Origin of the sequence: Enterobacter cloacae complex sp. SHL009, from assembly GCF_049237205.1 — a bacterium.
Taxonomy (GTDB): Bacteria; Pseudomonadota; Gammaproteobacteria; order Enterobacterales; family Enterobacteriaceae; genus Enterobacter; species Enterobacter cloacae_M.
On sequence record NZ_JBMKIW010000009.1, the window covers coordinates 91,267 to 110,164 of the forward strand.

Below are 18,898 nucleotides of genomic sequence, written 5' to 3' on the forward strand. Positions count from 1 at the left end.
GTCGGGGCTTTTTGCTTGTTTAAGACAACGCCACTTTGCTCTAAGATGTTGGGCTTGTTTTCACTATCAGATGATTAAGAGCCCATGGAAAATCATGAAATCCAGACAGTGCTGATGAATGCACTCTCCCTTCAGGAAGCCCACGTCACTGGCGATGGCAGTCACTTCCAGGTTATTGCTGTGGGTGAGATGTTCGACGGTATGAGCCGCGTGAAGAAACAGCAGGCTGTGTACGCGCCGCTGATGGAATATATTGCGGATAACCGCATCCACGCCCTGTCGATTAAAGCGTTCACCCCGCAAGAGTGGGCACGCGATCGCAAACTAAACGGTTTTTGAGCTGAGGGCGACAGGCCCGCAGCACGGTTGAATTTATAAGAGAGCACACAATGGATAAATTTCGTGTACAGGGGCCAACGCGTCTCCAGGGCGAAGTCACAATTTCTGGCGCTAAAAACGCCGCGCTGCCAATCCTCTTTGCTGCGCTGCTGGCTGAAGAGCCGGTAGAAATTCAGAACGTACCGAAGCTGAAAGATATCGACACCACCATGAAGCTGCTCACCCAGCTGGGCACGAAAGTTGAGCGTAACGGTTCCGTCTGGATCGACGCCAGCAAGGTGAACAACTTCTCAGCCCCTTACGATCTGGTGAAAACCATGCGTGCATCCATCTGGGCGCTTGGCCCGCTGGTAGCGCGTTTTGGTCAGGGTCAGGTCTCTCTGCCGGGCGGCTGCGCTATCGGTGCGCGTCCGGTTGACCTGCACATCTTTGGTCTGGAAAAACTGGGCGCCGAGATCAAGCTGGAAGAAGGTTACGTTAAAGCGTCCGTTAATGGTCGTCTGAAAGGCGCGCACATCGTCATGGACAAAGTGAGCGTGGGCGCAACTGTCACCATTATGTCTGCGGCGACGCTGGCAGAAGGTACTACCATCATCGAAAACGCCGCGCGCGAACCGGAGATTGTGGATACCGCCAACTTCCTCGTGGCGCTGGGGGCGAAGATTTCCGGTCAGGGCACCGACCGTATCACCATCGAAGGCGTTGAGCGTCTGGGCGGCGGTGTCTATCGCGTACTGCCGGACCGTATCGAAACCGGGACCTTCCTGGTCGCTGCGGCGATTTCTGGCGGGAAGATTGTTTGCCGCAACGCGCAGCCAGATACCCTGGATGCGGTGCTGGCGAAACTGCGCGATGCGGGTGCGGATATCGAAATCGGCGAAGACTGGATCAGCCTCGATATGCACGGCCAGCGTCCAAAAGCGGTCAATGTGCGTACGGCGCCGCATCCGGCGTTCCCTACGGACATGCAGGCACAGTTCACCCTGTTGAACCTGGTTGCCGAAGGTACTGGCTTCATCACAGAAACCATTTTCGAGAACCGCTTTATGCACGTACCGGAGCTGATCCGTATGGGCGCGCATGCTGAGATCGAAAGTAATACCGTGATCTGCCACGGTGTTGAGAAACTGTCAGGTGCTCAGGTGATGGCAACCGATCTGCGTGCGTCTGCAAGCCTGGTGCTGGCGGGTTGTATCGCGGAAGGTACAACCATCGTGGACCGTATCTATCACATCGATCGTGGTTATGAGCGTATCGAAGATAAACTGCGCGCGCTGGGTGCCAACATCGAGCGTGTGAAGGGCGAGTAATCGTTCCGGCAGCCCCCTGCCAGCAATGACCGGGGGGTTGCTGTTCCTGTCAAAAACGCGTTATTCCTGCGGTTCTCTTTTTACCTTTCTCTGGCGAATCATGCGCGATCTGTCGATAAATTCATGGGTAATGGGATCGTGGTAGCGCGAAGGCCAAATTACCCACGGATGCGTATCCAGCGCCGTCGCGATAATTAACTCTCCCTTGGGCCAGGGGCGGGTGAGGGCGTTTGCCAGAGTTGAAGAACTCAGTCCATGGCGGCGGGACTCTGCTGCCAGTGAAGTGCCTCTTTTGCGCAGTGCGGCAATAATATCAGCCGTGTGCCAGTCGATAAATTTCGTATCCATAACGCCGTCCTTAAGTTCGGATTCACCTACGCCGTTTCTTCTGAAACGACGCGGTTACTATACCCATTTCAACTTCTTGTTCTAAAAAGTTCGCGTTACTTGAAGGGATATTCAGAATAAGACACGGCTTTATTCATGCGGTCTCTAAACCGATGAATTTACATGAACACGGAATTTACAGGTGTGTACTGGAATCTCCCCGCTATCGCTGCGGGGAGAAACAAGGGGATTAACGGTCGCGCTGAACGGCGATGTGAGCAAGACCAATCAGTGCATCGCGCCATGGGCTGTCTGGAATGACCTGAAGCGCTTCGATGGCTTTGTCGGCTTCTTCTTCCGCACGCTGACGCGTCCATTCCAGCGATCCGCAGATAGCCATGGTTTCCAGGACAGGTTCCAGAAGATGGCGGCCATTTCCCTGCTCAATCGCTTCACGGATCATTTTCGCCTGGTCGGCTGTTCCGTTGCGCATAGCATGCAGCAGCGGCAGGGTTGGTTTGCCTTCGTTCAGATCATCGCCCACGTTTTTGCCGAGCGTCTCGCCGTCCGCACTATAGTCCAGCAGATCGTCAATCAACTGGAAGGCTGTGCCCAGGTAGCGGCCATAGTCCTGCAGGCCTTTTTCCTGTGCTTCGGTACAGTCAGCCAGAATGCCGGAGCACTGGGCCGCCGCTTCAAACAGGCGCGCGGTTTTGCTGTAGATGACGCGCATGTAGTTTTCTTCGGTGATGTCAGGGTCGTTGACGTTCATCAGCTGCAGCACTTCGCCTTCAGCAATAACGTTCACGGCTTCGGACATGACTTCCAGCACTTTAAGAGAGCCCAGGCTGGTCATCATCTGGAAGGCGCGGGTATAGATAAAATCCCCCACCAGGACGCTGGCTGCGTTCCCGAAAGCGGCGTTTGCCGTGGCTTTGCCACGACGCATATCCGATTCATCCACAACATCGTCATGCAGAAGCGTCGCCGTGTGAATAAATTCGATGAGCGCTGCGATAGTGATGTGAGCATTTCCCTGATAGCCAACGGCTCTGGCAGCCAGAATAGCAATCATCGGACGAATGCGTTTACCGCCGCCGCTGACGATGTAATAGCCCAACTGATTGATCAGTTGAACGTCAGAGTTGAGTTGCTCCAGGATTGCTGCATTCACACCCGCCATATCTTGCGCGGTTAACTCGTTGATTTTTTCTAAATTCATCGCAAAAGCCGGGCTTTTTATCCTGTTGATCCCATCTTCAATGGGGTAACGAAGGGTTTCGGTTTATCAATAGTAGTGCTGATTGTACTGAAAAAACGGCACAGATAAACGTTACCGTACGTGTTGTGTTTTTTTTCTTCATGTATTGACGGTAGCACTTGTCAAAGGCTCGCGTTTTGCGTAATATTCGCGCCCTATTGTGAATATTTATAGCGCACTCTGATTCATACGAGGATGTGCGCGGAAGCGGAGTTTATATGTACGCGGTTTTCCAAAGTGGTGGTAAACAACACCGAGTAAGCGAAGGTCAGACCGTTCGCCTGGAAAAGCTGGACATCGCAACTGGCGAATCTGTTGAGTTCGCAGAAGTTCTGATGATCGCAAACGGTGAAGAAGTCAAAATCGGCGTTCCTTTCGTTGATGGCGGCGTTATCAAAGCTGAAGTTGTTGCACACGGTCGTGGCGAGAAAGTTAAAATCGTTAAGTTTCGTCGTCGTAAGCACTACCGTAAGCAGCAGGGCCACCGTCAGTGGTTCACTGATGTGAAAATTACTGGCATCAGCGCCTAAGACCTGAGGAGAGATTTAAATGGCACATAAAAAGGCTGGCGGCTCCACACGTAACGGTCGCGATTCAGAAGCTAAACGTCTTGGCGTTAAGCGTTTCGGTGGCGAATCCGTTCTGGCGGGTAGCATCATCGTTCGTCAACGTGGTACCAAATTCCACGCTGGCAACAACGTAGGTTGCGGTCGTGACCACACTCTGTTTGCTAAAGCAGACGGTAAAGTGAAATTTGAAGTTAAAGGCCCGAACAACCGTAAATACATCAGCATCGTTGCTGAGTAAGGTTTTCTCGGTCCGGTAACGGATTAAAGCCCCGCAACCTGTTGCGGGGCTTTTTACATTGGAAACCCGGTAATTTTTTCTGTAGGGAAAACGGGCATGAAGCAGCAGGCCGGCATTGGTATTCTTTTGGCGCTCACTACCGCAATGTGCTGGGGTGCGCTGCCAATTGCAATGAAGCAGGTTCTGGAAGTGATGGAGCCGCCTACGGTGGTCTTTTATCGCTTTCTGATGGCAAGCATCGGCCTCGGGGCCATTCTGGCTATCAAAGGTAAGCTTCCACCCTTGCGGCTTTTCCGCAAACCGCGCTGGCTGGTATTGCTGGCTATCGCGACGGGCGGTCTGTTCGGTAACTTCATCCTGTTCAGCTCTTCCCTGCAATATCTCAGCCCCACGGCGTCGCAGGTGATAGGTCAGCTTTCACCGGTGGGCATGATGGTCGCCAGCGTCTTTATCCTCAAGGAAAAGATGCGTGGTACTCAGATTATCGGGGCGAGCATGCTGCTGTGCGGTCTGGTGATGTTCTTCAACACCAGCCTGATAGAGATTTTCACCCGCCTGACGGATTACACATGGGGTGTAATTTTTGGTGTGGGGGCAGCAACGGTCTGGGTGAGCTATGGCGTCGCACAAAAGGTGTTATTGCGCCGTCTTGCCTCACAGCAGATCCTCTTTTTACTGTACACTTTGTGTACAATTGCATTGCTGCCATTAGCAAAGCCGGGTGTGATTTCCCAGCTTAGCGACTGGCAACTGGCGTGCCTCATTTTTTGTGGGCTGAACACGCTGGTCGGTTATGGCGCGCTGGCCGAAGCGATGGCGCGCTGGCAGGCAGCACAGGTGAGCGCGTTAATTACGCTTACTCCGCTGTTTACGCTGTTATTTTCAGATTTGTTATCAATGGCCTGGCCCGATGTCTTCGTCAGACCGATGCTCAACCTGTTGGGCTATCTCGGTGCGTTTGTCGTGGTTGCGGGCGCGATGTATTCCGCCATTGGTCATCGTCTTTGGGGACGTTGGCGCAAAAATGAAGCGGTTGTAGTAGTCCCCCGCTCAGGCGAATGAGTTACGGAGAGTAAAATGAAGTTTGTTGATGAAGCGACGATCCTGGTCGTGGCTGGTGATGGCGGCAATGGTTGCGTGAGCTTCCGCCGTGAAAAGTATATCCCACGTGGCGGTCCTGACGGCGGCGACGGCGGGGATGGTGGTGACGTGTGGCTGGAGGCGGATGAGAACCTCAACACGCTGATCGACTACCGTTTCGAAAAATCCTTCCGTGCTGAACGTGGCCAGAACGGCCAGAGCCGTGACTGTACCGGGAAACGCGGTAAAGACGTCACCATTAAAGTTCCGGTCGGTACGCGTGTGATTGACCAGGGAACCGGTGAAACCATGGGTGACATGACCAAACACGGTCAGCGCCTGATGGTGGCGAAAGGCGGCTGGCACGGTCTGGGTAACAGCCGTTTCAAATCCTCCGTTAACCGTACACCGCGTCAGAAAACGATGGGTACGCCGGGTGATAAGCGCGATCTGCAGCTGGAGCTGATGCTTCTGGCAGACGTGGGCATGCTGGGTATGCCAAACGCCGGTAAATCGACGTTCATTCGCGCCGTTTCTGCGGCGAAACCAAAAGTGGCGGACTATCCGTTTACCACGCTGGTACCAAGCCTGGGCGTTGTCCGTATGGATAATGAAAAGAGCTTTGTGGTTGCCGATATTCCGGGTCTGATTGAAGGCGCTGCGGAAGGCGCGGGTCTGGGTATTCGCTTCCTGAAACACCTTGAGCGTTGCCGCGTGCTGCTGCACCTTATCGATATCGATCCTATCGACGGTTCCGATCCGGTTGAAAACGCCCGCATTATCATCGGTGAGCTGGAAAAATACAGCGAAAAACTGGCGAATAAACCACGCTGGCTGGTCTTCAACAAGATCGACCTGATGGACAAAGCCGAAGCGGAAGCGAAAGCGAAAGCGATTGCTGAAGCAATGGGGTGGGAAGATAAATACTACCTGATCTCTGCGGCAAGCCAGGTTGGCGTGAAAGATCTGTGCTGGGATGTGATGACCTTCATCATTGAGAACCCAATTGTTCAGGCGGAAGAAGCGAAACAGCCTGAAAAAGTCGAATTCATGTGGGATGACTACCACCGTCAGCAGCTCGAAGAGCTGGAAGCGGAAGAAGATGATGAAGACTGGGACGATGACTGGGATGAAGACGACGAAGAAGGCGTCGAGTTCATCTACAAGCACTAATATCTGTCCAAAGCCCCCATTATGGGGGCTTTTTTTATTCCAGCGTTGCGGGCAGCCAGCAGCTGGCGATCAAACCACCTTCAGCGCCATTCTCAAGCGTCAACCTGCCGTGGTGGAGCTGCACGATGCGCTGCACGATACTCAGGCCCAGACCGCTGCCACCGTAGCGCTGGTCAAGACGGCGGAATGGCTCGGTAATTGACTGTCGGTGCGCTTCATCAATACCGGGCCCCTGATCGATCACGCTAATCTGCGTTCCCCCGTCGACCCCGGTTAATGTCACTGTAATCGTTGTCCCTGCCGGGCTGTAGCGCCCGGCATTCTCCAGCAGGTTGCGCAGCATCAGACGCAGGAGCACGGCGTCTCCCTGAACCGTGAGCGCGTTTTTAGCGGGCCAAATCACCGTATGCTCTTTGGCTTCATGGCCCAGGCCGAGAGGTTCAATGATATTTTCAGTCCAGCTCACGGTTTCGTAGTGTCCGCTGGCCATTGCCTGTCCGGCACGGGCCAGCATCAGCAGCTGCTCAACGGTATGCATGAGCTGATCGATACGGCTAATTAACGTCGCGGCCTGTGGTGCGCCTGACTGCGCCATAAGCTCCAGATGAAGCCGGATACCGGCAAGGGGCGTTCGAAGCTCGTGTGCGGCGTCAGCGGTGAAGAGACGCTCCTGCTGAATAGTATTGTCCAGCCGGGCGAGCAGCTGGTTCAGGGAGGTTGTAACCGCACCTATTTCTTCCATGTCGGAATACATAGGAAGCGGAGTTAAGTTATCCGCCGAACGGTTAGCCAGGCTGTCACGCAGTTTATTCAGCGGTCGGGTTATCCAGGTGACCGCCCAGAATGAAAACAGGAGTGTGAAACCGACCATCACCAAAGAAGGTACGAGAAGGGAAGCAATCGCCTCGCGGATCTCTTTTTCGACATGGTTATTGCGGGCTTTTGCCGACAGCGTTTCATTCACCAGAAAACCAATCTGCTCACGGCTTTCATGCCACAGCCAGATGACGCTTATCAGCTGGAAAAATAAGAGAATAACCGCCAGCAGCACCATCAAACGCCGACGCATGCTGTTCATTTCTGGCTCTCAAGGCGATAGCCAACGCCACGGACGGTTTTGATTCTGTCCTTGCCGAGCTTGCGACGCAGGTTGTGAATGTGAACTTCAAGGGTATTTGACCCCGGGTCGTCCTGCCAGGAGTAGATATCTTGCTGAAGCGTTTCTCTGTGCACCGTTTGCCCGCTGCGCATGATCAGACGCGTAAGCAAAGCGAACTCTTTTGGCGTCACCTCTACAGCCTGGTCACGGCGCAGTACCTGCTGGGTTTGCAAATTCAGCGTAATATCGCCGTCGGTCAGTAAGTTATCACTATGGCCCAGATAACGGCGAATCAACGCTCGCACTCGCGCCTGCAGCTCCGCAAGCGCAAAAGGCTTCACCAGGTAATCATCTGCGCCTGCGTCGAGGCCGGTGATACGATCCTCAATGGCATCGCGTGCCGTCAGGATCAATACCGGGTTGGCGATACCGCGACGTCGCCACTGACTGAGCAGCGTGGCGCCGTCTTTATCTGGCAAGCCCAAATCGAGGATCACCAGGCTGTATTCCCCGCTCTGGATCAGAGAGTCCGCCTCCGCTGCGGTGCCAGCGCAGTCGAGAGCATAGCCTTCATTGGCCAGCCCCAGCGCCAGCCCTTCCTGCAATAACAGATCGTCTTCAACTATAAGTAGTTTCATCGCTAGTTATTCTGGTAGATGTCCTTATAGAGCCTGCTTTCGAAGCGAACAAGCGGAATACGACGATTGCGCTGGTCGGCCGGTTCGACGGCATAGCCGGAAAGATACTGCACGAATGCCATGCGTTGTCCGCTGGCCGTAGTGATAAAGCCTGCAAGGTTGTAAACCCCCTGCAGCGAGCCTGTCTTAGCGGATACTTTGCCATCCACGCCGGCAGCGTGAAGCCCGGCGCGATACTGCAGCGAACCGTCATGCCCGGCCAGCGGCAGCATTGAAATAAAGTTTAGCTCAGTGTCATGCTGTGCAATGTACTGAAGCACCTGCATCATCGTGGCCGGCGAGATCAAATTATGACGCGATAATCCGGAGCCATCGACGGCGATGGTATTGCCCAGCTCGATCCCGGCCTGCTGGCGTAGGATCTGACGAACGGCGTCTGAACCCGCGCGCCAGGTGCCCGGCACGCCGAAACGCGCGTGGCCAATCATGCGGAACACGGTGTCGGCAATCATGTTGTCAGACTTTTTCAGCATGATTCGCAGTAAATCGTGCAGCGGCGGAGACTGTTTGCTGGCGATGACCGTGCCGGGCTGGTTGACCTGCGTCTGGCGAAGCAGCGTGCCGGTGTAGGTTATGCCCGCTTGTTTCAGTTCATCTTTCAAAATGGCACCCGCATAGCTTGCACCATCCTGTATCGCAAAGGCCAGCGGCAGCGGATCGGCGCGCTGCGTCAGGCAGCCGGTAAGCGTGAAGCGGTTAAGATCCCCTGGCACGACGTCCAGCTCACAATATTGCGCATCCGGGGAGCCTTTCGCCAGCGTGCGGACCTGGCTGAACATGGTGACCGGGTAGTAGGACGCTATACGGATAAACGCTAAATCATCCGGCTTTGGCGCGCTGTAAAGCGAAACCGAGAAGCAGTTACGGTCAACGATTGCTGCGGCGGGCGGGGCGCTAAAACATTGTGTCATGTCGTTCCACGGCCAGCCTGGGGCTTTATCGTGGCTGGCAAAGATGGATGTGTCGATCAGCACATTGCCATCAATTTTCTGCACGCCAGATTTTTTCAGTACCGCAACCATATTGCGGATATCCTGGCGCTTAAAGGTCGGATCGCCGCCAAAACGGGCGATAAGATCGCCTTTCAGTGCGCCACCCTCGACGTTACCTTTGGTCTCGAGTGTGGTCGTAAAACGGAAATCAGGGCCGAGCTGGAGCAGGGCGGCGAGGGCGGTGATCACCTTTTGGGTACTGGCAGGCAGCGCCATCTGTTGACTGTGATAGTCAATCTCGGGAGCCTGTGCGCCAACCTTCTGCACCATCAGGGCGAGGTTCGCGCCTGCGGGGAGCTGATTAATGTACTCATCAACATTCGCGGCCTGGGCGGTGAACGTTATACTGGTAGTCAATCCGATGATAAATCTGGAAAATCGCATAATCTCGCGCTAACAACCCGAAAACAAACCGTCATACTACGGTGCATGGCACTGCAAAGTAAACGATGACCCATAGTGAACTTCGCGGTAAAATGCGTATCAAACTGAAAAATTGCTGCTGACCTGGGGCATTGCTCCCGGGTCGGTTTTCTTTTTGCTTCTTGCCCGCTTAGGGGGGCAGGAGCAGGGAACACTGCTCCCAACAGGAATGTTTAAGAGGTATAACAAATGCAAGCTATTCCGATGACCTTACGTGGTGCCGAAAAACTGCGCGAAGAGCTGGATTTTCTGAAATCCGTGCGTCGCCCTGAAATCATCGCCGCTATCGCGGATGCGCGCGAGCATGGCGACCTGAAAGAGAATGCTGAATACCACGCCGCGCGTGAGCAGCAGGGCTTCTGTGAAGGGCGTATTAAAGATATCGAAGCAAAACTGTCCAATGCACAGGTTATCGATATCACCAAAATGCCTAACAACGGGCGTGTGATCTTTGGTTCTACCGTGACCGTGCTGAACCTGGACAACGACGAAGAGCAGACCTATCGCATCGTGGGTGATGATGAAGCAGACTTCAAACAGAACCTGATTTCAGTGAACTCTCCGATTGCTCGCGGCCTGATTGGCAAAGAGCAGGATGATGTTGTCACCATCCGCACCCCAGGCGGTGAAGTGGAATACGAAATTATTAAGGTTGAATACCTGTAATTCGCTTCTCTACTAAGATGTTGATACATTGTAAAGAAAAGAAAAAGGCCGCATAGCGGCCTTTTATCAACTCAAGGAGCATGGCATTTTGCTCGCCTGCTGACAGAAATCCCTCGTTTCACACAGAAAATGTGTTTGATTCAGGATATCCTTAGCGTGGCAGCGAGATTTTACGCTCTTTAGATGGGCGGTAGAGCACCAGCGTTTTACCGATGACCTGTACATTACAGGCGCCGGTTTCGCGCACGATGGCTTCCACGATCAGGTTTTTAGTGTCTCTGTCTTCAGAGGCGATTTTCACCTTGATCAGCTCGTGGTGTTCCAGCGCTTGTTCAATCTCGGCAAGCACCCCTTCGGTCAAACCATTGTTGCCAAGCATCACTACAGGCTTGAGCGGATGTGCCAGACCTTTAAGGTGCTGTTTTTGTTTAGTACTCAGATTCATCGTATATTTTTGCTTACGTTGGGATTGAAAACGGTTCATTCTACCGCCATCTCCCTTATATCGCCAAATAGCTGCGTAGAAATTTACGTCACAGGCAGGTAACGATGAACCAGGACGGAAATGTTAAATGACAGGTAAAAAGCGTTCTGCCAGCTCCAGCCGCTGGCTTCAGGAACACTTTAGCGATAAATATGTTCAACAGGCACAGAAAAAGGGGTTACGTTCCCGTGCCTGGTTTAAACTTGATGAAATACAGCAAAGTGACAAACTTTTTAAGCCGGGGATGACGGTTGTTGACCTCGGTGCGGCACCTGGCGGATGGTCCCAGTATGCGGTAACGCAGATCGGCGGAACGGGCCGAATCATCGCGTGCGATCTTTTACCAATGGATCCCATCGTCGGTGTCGACTTCCTTCAGGGCGACTTTCGTGATGAATTAGTGCTGAAAGCGTTACTTGATCGTGTAGGTGACAGTAAGGTCCAGGTTGTCATGTCAGATATGGCACCAAATATGTGCGGAACACCGGCGGTGGATATCCCCCGCGCCATGTATCTGGTGGAGCTAGCGTTAGAAATGTGTCGTGATGTACTAGCGCCTGGTGGTAGTTTTGTTGTGAAGGTGTTTCAGGGCGAAGGTTTCGAGGAGTATCTTAAGGAAATTCGCTCCCTGTTTGCGAAGGTTAAAGTTCGTAAGCCGGACTCTTCCCGGGCCCGTTCCCGAGAAGTGTATATTGTAGCGACCGGGCGAAAATGATAACCGGTAGATTTCAGGCGAAAGTTTGAATGAAACTGGATATAGAGTATCCTGACGCTGTTTTTAACACAGTTGTAATATGAGGTTAATCCCTTGAGTGACATGGCGAAAAACCTAATACTCTGGCTGGTCATTGCCGTTGTGCTGATGTCAGTATTCCAGAGCTTTGGGCCCAGCGAGTCGAATGGCCGCAAGGTGGATTATTCTACCTTCCTGCAGGAGGTCAATCAGGACCAGGTTCGCGAAGCGCGTATCAACGGACGTGAGATCAACGTTACCAAGAAAGATAGTAACCGTTACACGACTTACATCCCGGTGAACGATCCTAAGCTGCTTGATAACCTTCTGACCAAAAACGTCAAGGTGGTAGGTGAGCCGCCAGAAGAACCAAGCCTGCTGGCTTCTATCTTCATTTCCTGGTTCCCGATGCTGCTTCTTATTGGCGTCTGGATCTTCTTTATGCGCCAGATGCAGGGCGGCGGTGGCAAAGGTGCCATGTCGTTCGGTAAGAGCAAGGCGCGTATGCTGACGGAAGACCAGATCAAGACTACTTTCGCTGACGTCGCCGGTTGTGACGAAGCGAAAGAAGAGGTGGGTGAACTGGTTGAATACCTGCGTGAACCGAGCCGTTTCCAGAAGCTGGGCGGTAAGATCCCGAAAGGCGTGCTGATGGTTGGCCCTCCGGGTACCGGTAAAACCCTGCTGGCGAAAGCCATCGCAGGTGAAGCGAAGGTGCCGTTCTTTACTATTTCAGGTTCTGACTTCGTCGAAATGTTTGTGGGTGTCGGTGCATCTCGTGTGCGTGACATGTTCGAGCAGGCCAAGAAGGCAGCACCGTGCATTATCTTCATCGATGAAATCGACGCCGTGGGCCGCCAGCGTGGCGCAGGCCTGGGCGGTGGTCATGATGAACGTGAACAGACGCTGAACCAGATGCTGGTTGAGATGGACGGCTTCGAAGGTAACGAAGGTATCATCGTTATCGCGGCGACTAACCGTCCGGACGTACTTGACCCTGCGCTGCTGCGTCCAGGCCGTTTCGACCGTCAGGTTGTTGTGGGTCTGCCGGACGTTCGCGGCCGTGAACAGATTCTGAAAGTTCACATGCGTCGCGTACCGCTGGCGCCAGATATCGACGCGGCAATCATTGCGCGCGGTACTCCTGGCTTCTCCGGTGCTGACCTGGCGAACCTGGTCAACGAAGCAGCTCTGTTTGCCGCTCGCGGTAACAAGCGCGTCGTATCGATGGTGGAGTTCGAGAAAGCGAAAGACAAAATCATGATGGGTGCGGAACGTCGCTCTATGGTGATGACGGAAGCGCAGAAAGAGTCCACGGCATACCACGAAGCGGGTCACGCGATTATCGGTCGCCTCGTGCCGGAACACGATCCGGTGCATAAAGTGACGATTATTCCGCGCGGTCGTGCGCTGGGTGTGACCTTCTTCCTGCCTGAAGGAGACGCGATCAGCGCCAGCCGTCAGAAGCTGGAAAGCCAGATTTCGACCCTGTACGGCGGTCGTCTGGCAGAAGAGATTATCTACGGTGTGGAACATGTTTCTACCGGTGCGTCCAACGACATTAAAGTTGCGACAAACCTGGCGCGTAACATGGTGACGCAGTGGGGCTTCTCCGACAAACTCGGTCCGCTGCTGTATGCAGAGGAAGAGGGTGAAGTATTCCTGGGCCGTTCTGTGGCTAAAGCGAAACATATGTCCGATGAGACGGCACGTATCATCGATCAGGAAGTAAAATCTCTGGTAGAGCGTAACTACGCACGTGCACGCCAGATCCTGACCGACAATATGGACATCCTGCATTCGATGAAAGATGCGCTCATGAAATATGAGACCATCGATGCACCGCAGATTGACGACCTGATGGCGCGCCGTGAAGTGCGTCCGCCAGCGGGCTGGGAAGACCCAGGCGCTTCCAATAATTCTGACAACAATGGCACCCCGCGTGCGCCGCGTCCGGTTGATGAACCGCGTACGCCAAACCCGGGCAACACCATGTCAGAACAGTTGGGCGATAAGTAAGCCACTGCTGTTGAAGCGTTTGTCTGTAACTCAAACCCTGGAGCTTGCTCCGGGGTTTTTCATTTCTGTTTAACGATATAGATACCAGGGATTTCGCCATGAAATTATTCGCTCAGGACTCGCATCTCGATCTTTCACATCCCCATGTGATGGGGATCCTGAATGTTACCCCTGACTCTTTCTCAGACGGCGGCACGCATAACACGCTTATCGAGGCGGTTAAGCACGCGAATTTAATGATTAATGCGGGCGCCACCATTATTGACGTGGGCGGCGAATCGACGCGTCCTGGTGCGGCGGACGTGTCTGTGGAAGAAGAGCTGGCGCGCGTGGTGCCGGTGGTTGAAGCTATCGCGCAGCGGTTTGAAGTATGGATCTCCGTTGATACCTCTAAACCCGAAGTGATTCGTGAAGTGGCGAGAGTGGGCGCTCACATTATCAATGATATTCGTTCACTCACCGAGCCTGGCGCACTGGAAGCCGCGGCAGAGACCGGGTTACCGGTATGCCTGATGCATATGCAGGGTCAGCCGAAAACCATGCAGGAAGCACCGAAGTATGATGATGTCTTTGCCGACGTGAATCGCTTCTTTATTGAACATATTGCGCGCTGCGAACGTGCAGGTATCCCAAAAGAGAAATTGTTGCTCGACCCGGGGTTCGGTTTCGGTAAAAATCTCTCCCACAATTATGCGTTGCTCGCGCGCTTATCGGAATTCCATCACTTTGACCTGCCGCTGCTGGTGGGGATGTCGAGAAAGTCGATGATTGGGCAGTTGCTGAACGTGGGGCCGAGCGAACGCCTGAGCGGCAGCCTGGCCTGCGCGGTGATTGCGGCGATGCAGGGCGCGCACATTATTCGTGTCCATGACGTCAAAGAAACAGTAGAAGCCATGCGTGTGGTGGAAGCCACACTGGCAGCGAAGGAAAACAAACGCTATGAGTAATCGTAAGTATTTTGGTACCGATGGTATCCGTGGGCGTGTAGGCGATGCTCCCATCACCCCTGATTTTGTCCTGAAGCTCGGCTGGGCTGCTGGCAAAGTGCTGGCGCGTCATGGTTCCCGTAAGATCATTATCGGTAAAGACACCCGTATTTCCGGCTATATGCTGGAGTCAGCGCTGGAAGCGGGTCTGGCGGCGGCTGGACTGTCCGCGTCCTTTACGGGCCCAATGCCGACACCTGCAGTCGCGTATCTGACGCGTACCTTCCGTGCGGAAGCGGGGATTGTTATCTCAGCTTCTCACAACCCGTTCTACGACAACGGCATTAAATTCTTCTCCATTGACGGCACCAAGCTCCCGGATGACGTGGAAGAAGCCATTGAAGCCGAAATGGAAAAAGAGATCACCTGCGTTGATTCCGCAGAGCTGGGTAAAGCGAACCGTATCGTTGATGCGGCGGGCCGTTATATCGAATTCTGTAAAGGCACCTTCCCGAATGAGCTGAGCCTGGCTCACCTCAAAATTGTGGTGGACTGTGCTAATGGCGCGACCTATCACATCGCCCCGAATGTCTTCCGCGAACTGGGTGCGAAAGTCATCACCATTGGCTGCGAGCCGGATGGTCTGAACATTAACGAGCAGGTGGGGGCAACTGACGTTCGTGCCCTGCAGGCGCGTGTTCTGGCAGAGAAAGCCGACCTGGGCATTGCGCTGGACGGCGACGGTGACCGCGTGATCATGGTCGACCACGAAGGTAACAAGGTCGACGGCGATCAGATCCTCTACATCATTGCCCGTGAGGGCCTGCGTCAGGGCCAGCTGCGCGGCGGTGCGGTGGGTACGCTGATGAGTAACATGGGCCTGGAACTGGCGCTGAAACAGCTCGGTATTCCGTTTGTCCGCGCGAAAGTGGGTGACCGCTATGTGCTGGAAAAATTGCAGGAGAAGGGCTGGCGCATCGGCGCAGAAAACTCGGGTCACGTGATCCTGCTCGATAAAACCACCACCGGTGACGGTATCGTGGCCGCGCTGCAGGTGGTTGCCGCGATGGCGCGCAACCATATGAGCCTGCACGATCTGTGCAGCGGGATGAAAATGTTCCCACAGATCCTGGTTAACGTACGCTTCACTGCCGGTAAAGGCGATCCGCTGGAAAACGAGAACGTCAAAGCGGTGATGGCTGACGTTGAAGCGGCCCTGGGCAATCGTGGTCGCGTGCTGCTGCGTAAGTCCGGTACTGAACCGCTGATCCGCGTGATGGTGGAAGGTGAAGACGAAGCGCAGGTAACCGAATTTGCACACCGTATTGCGGATGCTGTGAAAGCTGCATAATTGTGCACGCTAAATGTATAAAAAGGCGGCTTTTGTCGCCTTTGTTTTAAGCAATTAATGGCTTTTTGCTGTTTTTTTCCGCAGTTGATACAATGCGTCAAAAATGCCCTTGCGAAGGTCATTCGCTTTGGTTAGTATTCACACCCGCTTCAGTGGGAAACAAAAATCCTGCTAAATGGTCGAAGCATTGGTATGCGGCAAATCCGCAAGGAACAGGTTGATTATGTACGAAGCTCTTTTAGTTGTTTTCCTTATTGTAGCCATCGCTCTCGTAGCGCTGATTATGCTGCAGCAAGGTAAAGGCGCTGATATGGGAGCCTCCTTCGGAGCAGGCGCTTCCGGTACGCTGTTCGGTTCAAGTGGTTCTGCGAACTTCATGACCCGCACAACGGCGATTCTGGCTACGCTGTTCTTCATCATCAGCCTTGTGCTTGGCAATATCAACAGCAACAAGACCAGCAAAGGAAGCGAGTGGGAAAATCTGAGCGCGCCAGCGAAAACTGAGCAGACTCAGCCAGCTGCACCGGCTAAGCCGACCAGCGATATCCCGCACTAAGTATTCTGTACCGAGGTGGTGGAATTGGTAGACACGCTACCTTGAGGTGGTAGTGCCCTAACGGGCTTGTGGGTTCGAGTCCCATCCTCGGTACCAATATTCCAGAAGAAAGACGTCGAAAGACGTCTTTTTTTTCGTCTGCATATTCTGAGATGTGGTTTTGTAGGCCCGGTAAGCGCAGCGCCACCGGGCAAAATGGCGGGTGACGCTGCGCTTACCCGCCCTACGAAAGTCCTCAAAAAAGGCGTCCATAGGACGCCTTTTGCACGTTATATCAGCGATTACTTCTTATCGCTGTGCTCCAGATTTTCAACCTGCGGCAGACCGTTACCGGAGCTTGCAGAGAGCAGACCATTCTCAACATAGTTGAACAGCTTCTCGCGGGTATCGGTGATGTCCAGGTTACGCATAGTCAGCTGACCGATACGATCGTCCGGCGAGAACACGGATTCACCTTTCTCCATGGTCAGACGCTCTGCTTTATAGGTCAGGTTGTCAGACACGGTGTTCAGGATGGAGTAGTCGTTACCGCGACGCAGTTCCAGCGTTACTTCACCGGTGATCGCGCTTGCCACCCAACGCTGCAGCGCATCGCGCAGCATCAGCGCCTGTGGATCGAACCAGCGGCCCTGATATAGCAGTTTACCCAGCTGACGGCCATGAGAGTGATACTGCTCAATGGTGTCTTCGTTGTGAATGCCGGTCAGCAGACGCTCGTAAGCGATGTGCAGCAGCGCCATTCCCGGGGCTTCATAGATGCCGCGGCTTTTCGCTTCGATGATGCGGTTTTCAATCTGATCGCTCATGCCCAGGCCGTGACGACCGCCAATACGGTTCGCTTCCAGCATCAGCTCAACATCATCAGAGAAGGTTTTGCCGTTCAGCGCAACCGGATGACCACGTTCGAAACGTACTGTCACTTCTTCAGCCTGGATTTTGACGTTCTCGTCCCAGAACTTCACGCCCATGATCGGGTTAACGATCTTCACGCTTGAGTTCAGGAATTCCAGGTCTTTCGCTTCGTGCGTCGCACCCAGCATGTTGGAGTCAGTGGAGTAAGCTTTCTCGACAGACATCTTATAGTCGAAACCGCAGGCGATCATAAACTCGGACATCTCATGACGGCCACCCAGCTCGTCGATGAAGTCGGTATCCAGCCACGGCTTGTAGATCTGCAGTTCGGCGTTGGTCAGCAGGCCATAACGATAGAAACGCTCAATATCGTTGCCTTTATAGGTACTGCCGTCACCCCAGATGTTGACGCCGTCTTCTTTCATCGCCGCAACCAGCATGGTGCCGGTGACCGCACGGCCCAGCGGGGTGGTGTTGAAATAGGTCAGGCCGCCGGTGGTGTTATGGAACGCACCGCACTGAATAGCCGCGATACCTTCAGCGACCAGTTGCTTACGGCAGTCAATCAGGCGCGCGTTCTCTGCACCATACTCTTTAGCGCGACGAGGAATGGCATCATAGTCGTCCTCATCCGGCTGACCCAGGTTCGCGGTATAGGCGTACGGAACCGCTCCCTTCTGGCGCATCCACAGTAGTGCAGCGCTGGTATCCAGGCCACCTGAGAAAGCGATGCCAATACGTTGTCCAACCGGAAGATGCTTGAGAATAGTCGTCATAGAATAAAACCCTGCTTGATTGACTGATTAGAGACCGCTTTCGCTCTCTTGTGCATTTTTATGCAAAATAAGTGAGTATTCATTTAATCATCTTTTGGCGAAGACCGGAAGAGAGTCGTGCGTTTTTTGTAAAAATTTTGGTCTAATTGATCTGGCGGAAGTTGGGTTGACAGGTGGGGTCAACTATCAATATACTAAACGCCGATTTTACGTCCCGTCTTCGGTACCAAATCCCAGCATTATTTGCAAATTCTGTCCAAAACGCGTAGAATTTGCCACGTTTCAGGCGCGGGGTGGAGCAGCCTGGTAGCTCGTCGGGCTCATAACCCGAAGGTCGTCGGTTCAAATCCGGCCCCCGCAACCACTTTCCCATAAAGTTCTTTTTCAAATATACTGTGAAGACTTAGAGCCTTCGTAGCTGGATTTGAAAAAATTCTTTCGGAAAGTGCTCCAGGCCACAGTTGTGGCTATAGGGTTCAGTTATCTAAAGCCCCGATTTATCGGGGTTTTTTGTTATCTGACTACAGAATAACTGGGCTTTACGCCCTTTTTTTATGTCTTGGGGGTGGGCTTGTCCACATTAGAGCAAAAATTAACAGAGATGATTACTGCACCGGTCGAAGCACTGGGCTACGAACTGGTCGGCATCGAATTCGTTCGCGGCCGTACATCGACGCTGCGCATCTATATTGATAGTGAAGATGGCATCAATGTTGATGATTGTGCTGATGTCAGCCACCAGGTGAGTGCGGTTCTTGATGTTGAAGACCCGATTACCGTTGCGTACAACCTGGAAGTTTCCTCACCTGGCCTCGATCGCCCGATGTTCACGGCCGAGCACTATGTGCGCTTTACCGGTGAAGAAGTGGCTCTCGTTCTGCGTATGGCCGTACAGAACCGCCGTAAATGGCAGGGAATTATCAAAGCCGTTGATGGTGAAATGATCACGGTGACAGTCGAAGGCAAAGATGAAGTGTTCGCGCTGAGTAATATCCAGAAGGCGAACCTGGTTCCCCACTTTTAACA

General features: G+C 53.5%; 20 protein-coding genes and 2 tRNA genes. 15 read left to right on the forward strand and 7 right to left on the reverse strand.

Features of this window, described 5'->3' with window-relative positions:
* Positions 1–84 precede the first annotated feature (84 nt).
* Both ibaG and murA read left to right on the forward strand, forming a co-directional pair.
* Positions 85–339: a BolA family iron metabolism protein IbaG gene (gene ibaG / locus ACOTZC_RS18815; RefSeq protein WP_008501458.1), complete on the forward strand. Its 255-nt coding sequence runs from the start codon at positions 85–87 to the stop codon at positions 337–339.
* Positions 340–389: 50 nt separating this feature from the next.
* Positions 390–1,649 carry a UDP-N-acetylglucosamine 1-carboxyvinyltransferase gene (murA, locus tag ACOTZC_RS18820; RefSeq protein WP_023309349.1) on the forward strand — a complete coding sequence of 420 codons (1,260 nt, stop codon included), beginning with the start codon at positions 390–392 and terminating at the stop codon, positions 1,647–1,649.
* Between the two features lie 60 nt (positions 1,650–1,709).
* Here murA and sfsB read toward each other — a convergent pair whose 3' ends face one another.
* Both sfsB and ispB read right to left on the reverse strand, forming a co-directional pair.
* Positions 1,710–1,997, reverse strand: a complete 288-nt coding sequence (gene sfsB / locus ACOTZC_RS18825; RefSeq protein WP_023309348.1) for a DNA-binding transcriptional regulator SfsB — start codon at positions 1,995–1,997, stop codon at positions 1,710–1,712.
* A gap of 229 nt (positions 1,998–2,226) precedes the next feature.
* Complete coding sequence (ispB, locus tag ACOTZC_RS18830) at positions 2,227–3,198, reverse strand: octaprenyl diphosphate synthase (RefSeq protein ID WP_045355402.1); 972 nt, start codon at positions 3,196–3,198, stop codon at positions 2,227–2,229.
* A 257-nt stretch (positions 3,199–3,455) separates the two neighbouring features.
* Here ispB and rplU point away from each other — a divergent pair, with 257 nt between their 5' ends.
* The 4 genes from rplU to cgtA all read left to right on the forward strand — a co-directional run bounded on the left by rplU (position 3,456) and on the right by cgtA (position 6,297).
* Positions 3,456–3,767 (forward strand): 50S ribosomal protein L21, encoded by a 312-nt coding sequence (rplU, locus tag ACOTZC_RS18835; protein WP_003025032.1) that lies wholly within the window; start codon positions 3,456–3,458, stop codon positions 3,765–3,767.
* A gap of 19 nt (positions 3,768–3,786) precedes the next feature.
* Positions 3,787–4,044 (forward strand): 50S ribosomal protein L27, encoded by a 258-nt coding sequence (gene rpmA / locus ACOTZC_RS18840; protein ID WP_004385076.1) that lies wholly within the window; start codon positions 3,787–3,789, stop codon positions 4,042–4,044.
* A 96-nt stretch (positions 4,045–4,140) separates the two neighbouring features.
* Complete coding sequence (locus tag ACOTZC_RS18845; protein WP_023309346.1) at positions 4,141–5,106, forward strand: DMT family transporter; 966 nt, start codon at positions 4,141–4,143, stop codon at positions 5,104–5,106.
* 15 nt (positions 5,107–5,121) lie between these two features.
* Positions 5,122–6,297 (forward strand): Obg family GTPase CgtA, encoded by a 1,176-nt coding sequence (gene cgtA, locus ACOTZC_RS18850; RefSeq protein ID WP_023333597.1) that lies wholly within the window; start codon positions 5,122–5,124, stop codon positions 6,295–6,297.
* A 34-nt stretch (positions 6,298–6,331) separates the two neighbouring features.
* Here cgtA and pmrB read toward each other — a convergent pair whose 3' ends face one another.
* Genes pmrB through dacB form a run of 3 tightly spaced genes read right to left on the reverse strand, consistent with a single transcriptional unit; the run spans position 6,332 to position 9,470 of the window.
* Positions 6,332–7,375: a two-component system sensor histidine kinase PmrB gene (gene pmrB / locus ACOTZC_RS18855; RefSeq protein ID WP_421635948.1), complete on the reverse strand. Its 1,044-nt coding sequence runs from the start codon at positions 7,373–7,375 to the stop codon at positions 6,332–6,334.
* Positions 7,372–8,034, reverse strand: coding sequence for a two-component system response regulator PmrA (pmrA, locus tag ACOTZC_RS18860; RefSeq protein WP_023309343.1), 663 nt, complete (start codon positions 8,032–8,034; stop codon positions 7,372–7,374). Before pmrA ends, pmrB begins: the two co-directional genes overlap by 4 nt.
* A gap of 2 nt (positions 8,035–8,036) precedes the next feature.
* On the reverse strand, positions 8,037–9,470 hold the full coding sequence (gene dacB, locus ACOTZC_RS18865) for a serine-type D-Ala-D-Ala carboxypeptidase (RefSeq protein WP_045403530.1): 1,434 nt from the start codon (positions 9,468–9,470) through the stop codon (positions 8,037–8,039).
* A gap of 228 nt (positions 9,471–9,698) precedes the next feature.
* Here dacB and greA point away from each other — a divergent pair, with 228 nt between their 5' ends.
* Positions 9,699–10,175, forward strand: coding sequence for a transcription elongation factor GreA (greA, locus tag ACOTZC_RS18870; RefSeq protein ID WP_014171793.1), 477 nt, complete (start codon positions 9,699–9,701; stop codon positions 10,173–10,175).
* 151 nt (positions 10,176–10,326) lie between these two features.
* On the opposite strand, the gene yhbY is transcribed toward greA, so the two are convergent.
* On the reverse strand, positions 10,327–10,620 hold the full coding sequence (gene yhbY / locus ACOTZC_RS18875; RefSeq protein WP_003861814.1) for a ribosome assembly RNA-binding protein YhbY: 294 nt from the start codon (positions 10,618–10,620) through the stop codon (positions 10,327–10,329).
* A 127-nt stretch (positions 10,621–10,747) separates the two neighbouring features.
* Between yhbY and rlmE the strand changes: the two genes are divergently transcribed.
* The 6 genes from rlmE to ACOTZC_RS18905 all read left to right on the forward strand — a co-directional run bounded on the left by rlmE (position 10,748) and on the right by ACOTZC_RS18905 (position 16,340).
* Positions 10,748–11,374, forward strand: a complete 627-nt coding sequence (rlmE, locus tag ACOTZC_RS18880; protein ID WP_003861812.1) for a 23S rRNA (uridine(2552)-2'-O)-methyltransferase RlmE — start codon at positions 10,748–10,750, stop codon at positions 11,372–11,374.
* Between the two features lie 102 nt (positions 11,375–11,476).
* Positions 11,477–13,411 carry an ATP-dependent zinc metalloprotease FtsH gene (ftsH, locus tag ACOTZC_RS18885; RefSeq protein WP_029739626.1) on the forward strand — a complete coding sequence of 645 codons (1,935 nt, stop codon included), beginning with the start codon at positions 11,477–11,479 and terminating at the stop codon, positions 13,409–13,411.
* Positions 13,412–13,509: 98 nt separating this feature from the next.
* A complete protein-coding gene (folP, locus tag ACOTZC_RS18890) occupies positions 13,510–14,358 on the forward strand; it encodes a dihydropteroate synthase (RefSeq protein WP_023309340.1) in 849 nt (282 codons plus the stop codon).
* Positions 14,351–15,688 carry a phosphoglucosamine mutase gene (gene glmM, locus ACOTZC_RS18895; protein WP_023309339.1) on the forward strand — a complete coding sequence of 446 codons (1,338 nt, stop codon included), beginning with the start codon at positions 14,351–14,353 and terminating at the stop codon, positions 15,686–15,688. Before folP ends, glmM begins: the two co-directional genes overlap by 8 nt.
* 223 nt (positions 15,689–15,911) lie before the next feature.
* A complete protein-coding gene (gene secG, locus ACOTZC_RS18900) occupies positions 15,912–16,244 on the forward strand; it encodes a preprotein translocase subunit SecG (protein ID WP_023309338.1) in 333 nt (110 codons plus the stop codon).
* A 9-nt stretch (positions 16,245–16,253) separates the two neighbouring features.
* Positions 16,254–16,340: transfer RNA gene (locus ACOTZC_RS18905), tRNA-Leu, on the forward strand.
* 185 nt (positions 16,341–16,525) lie between these two features.
* Here the strand turns inward: ACOTZC_RS18905 and argG are convergent.
* The gene (gene argG, locus ACOTZC_RS18910) at positions 16,526–17,872 is read right to left on the reverse strand and encodes an argininosuccinate synthase (protein ID WP_024906366.1); all 1,347 of its coding nucleotides are present in this window, start codon (positions 17,870–17,872) and stop codon (positions 16,526–16,528) included.
* A gap of 287 nt (positions 17,873–18,159) precedes the next feature.
* Between argG and ACOTZC_RS18915 the strand changes: the two genes are divergently transcribed.
* Positions 18,160–18,236: transfer RNA gene (locus tag ACOTZC_RS18915), tRNA-Met, on the forward strand.
* Between the two features lie 207 nt (positions 18,237–18,443).
* Positions 18,444–18,896 (forward strand): ribosome maturation factor RimP, encoded by a 453-nt coding sequence (gene rimP / locus ACOTZC_RS18920; protein WP_014833432.1) that lies wholly within the window; start codon positions 18,444–18,446, stop codon positions 18,894–18,896.
* Positions 18,897–18,898: the final 2 nt, after the last annotated feature.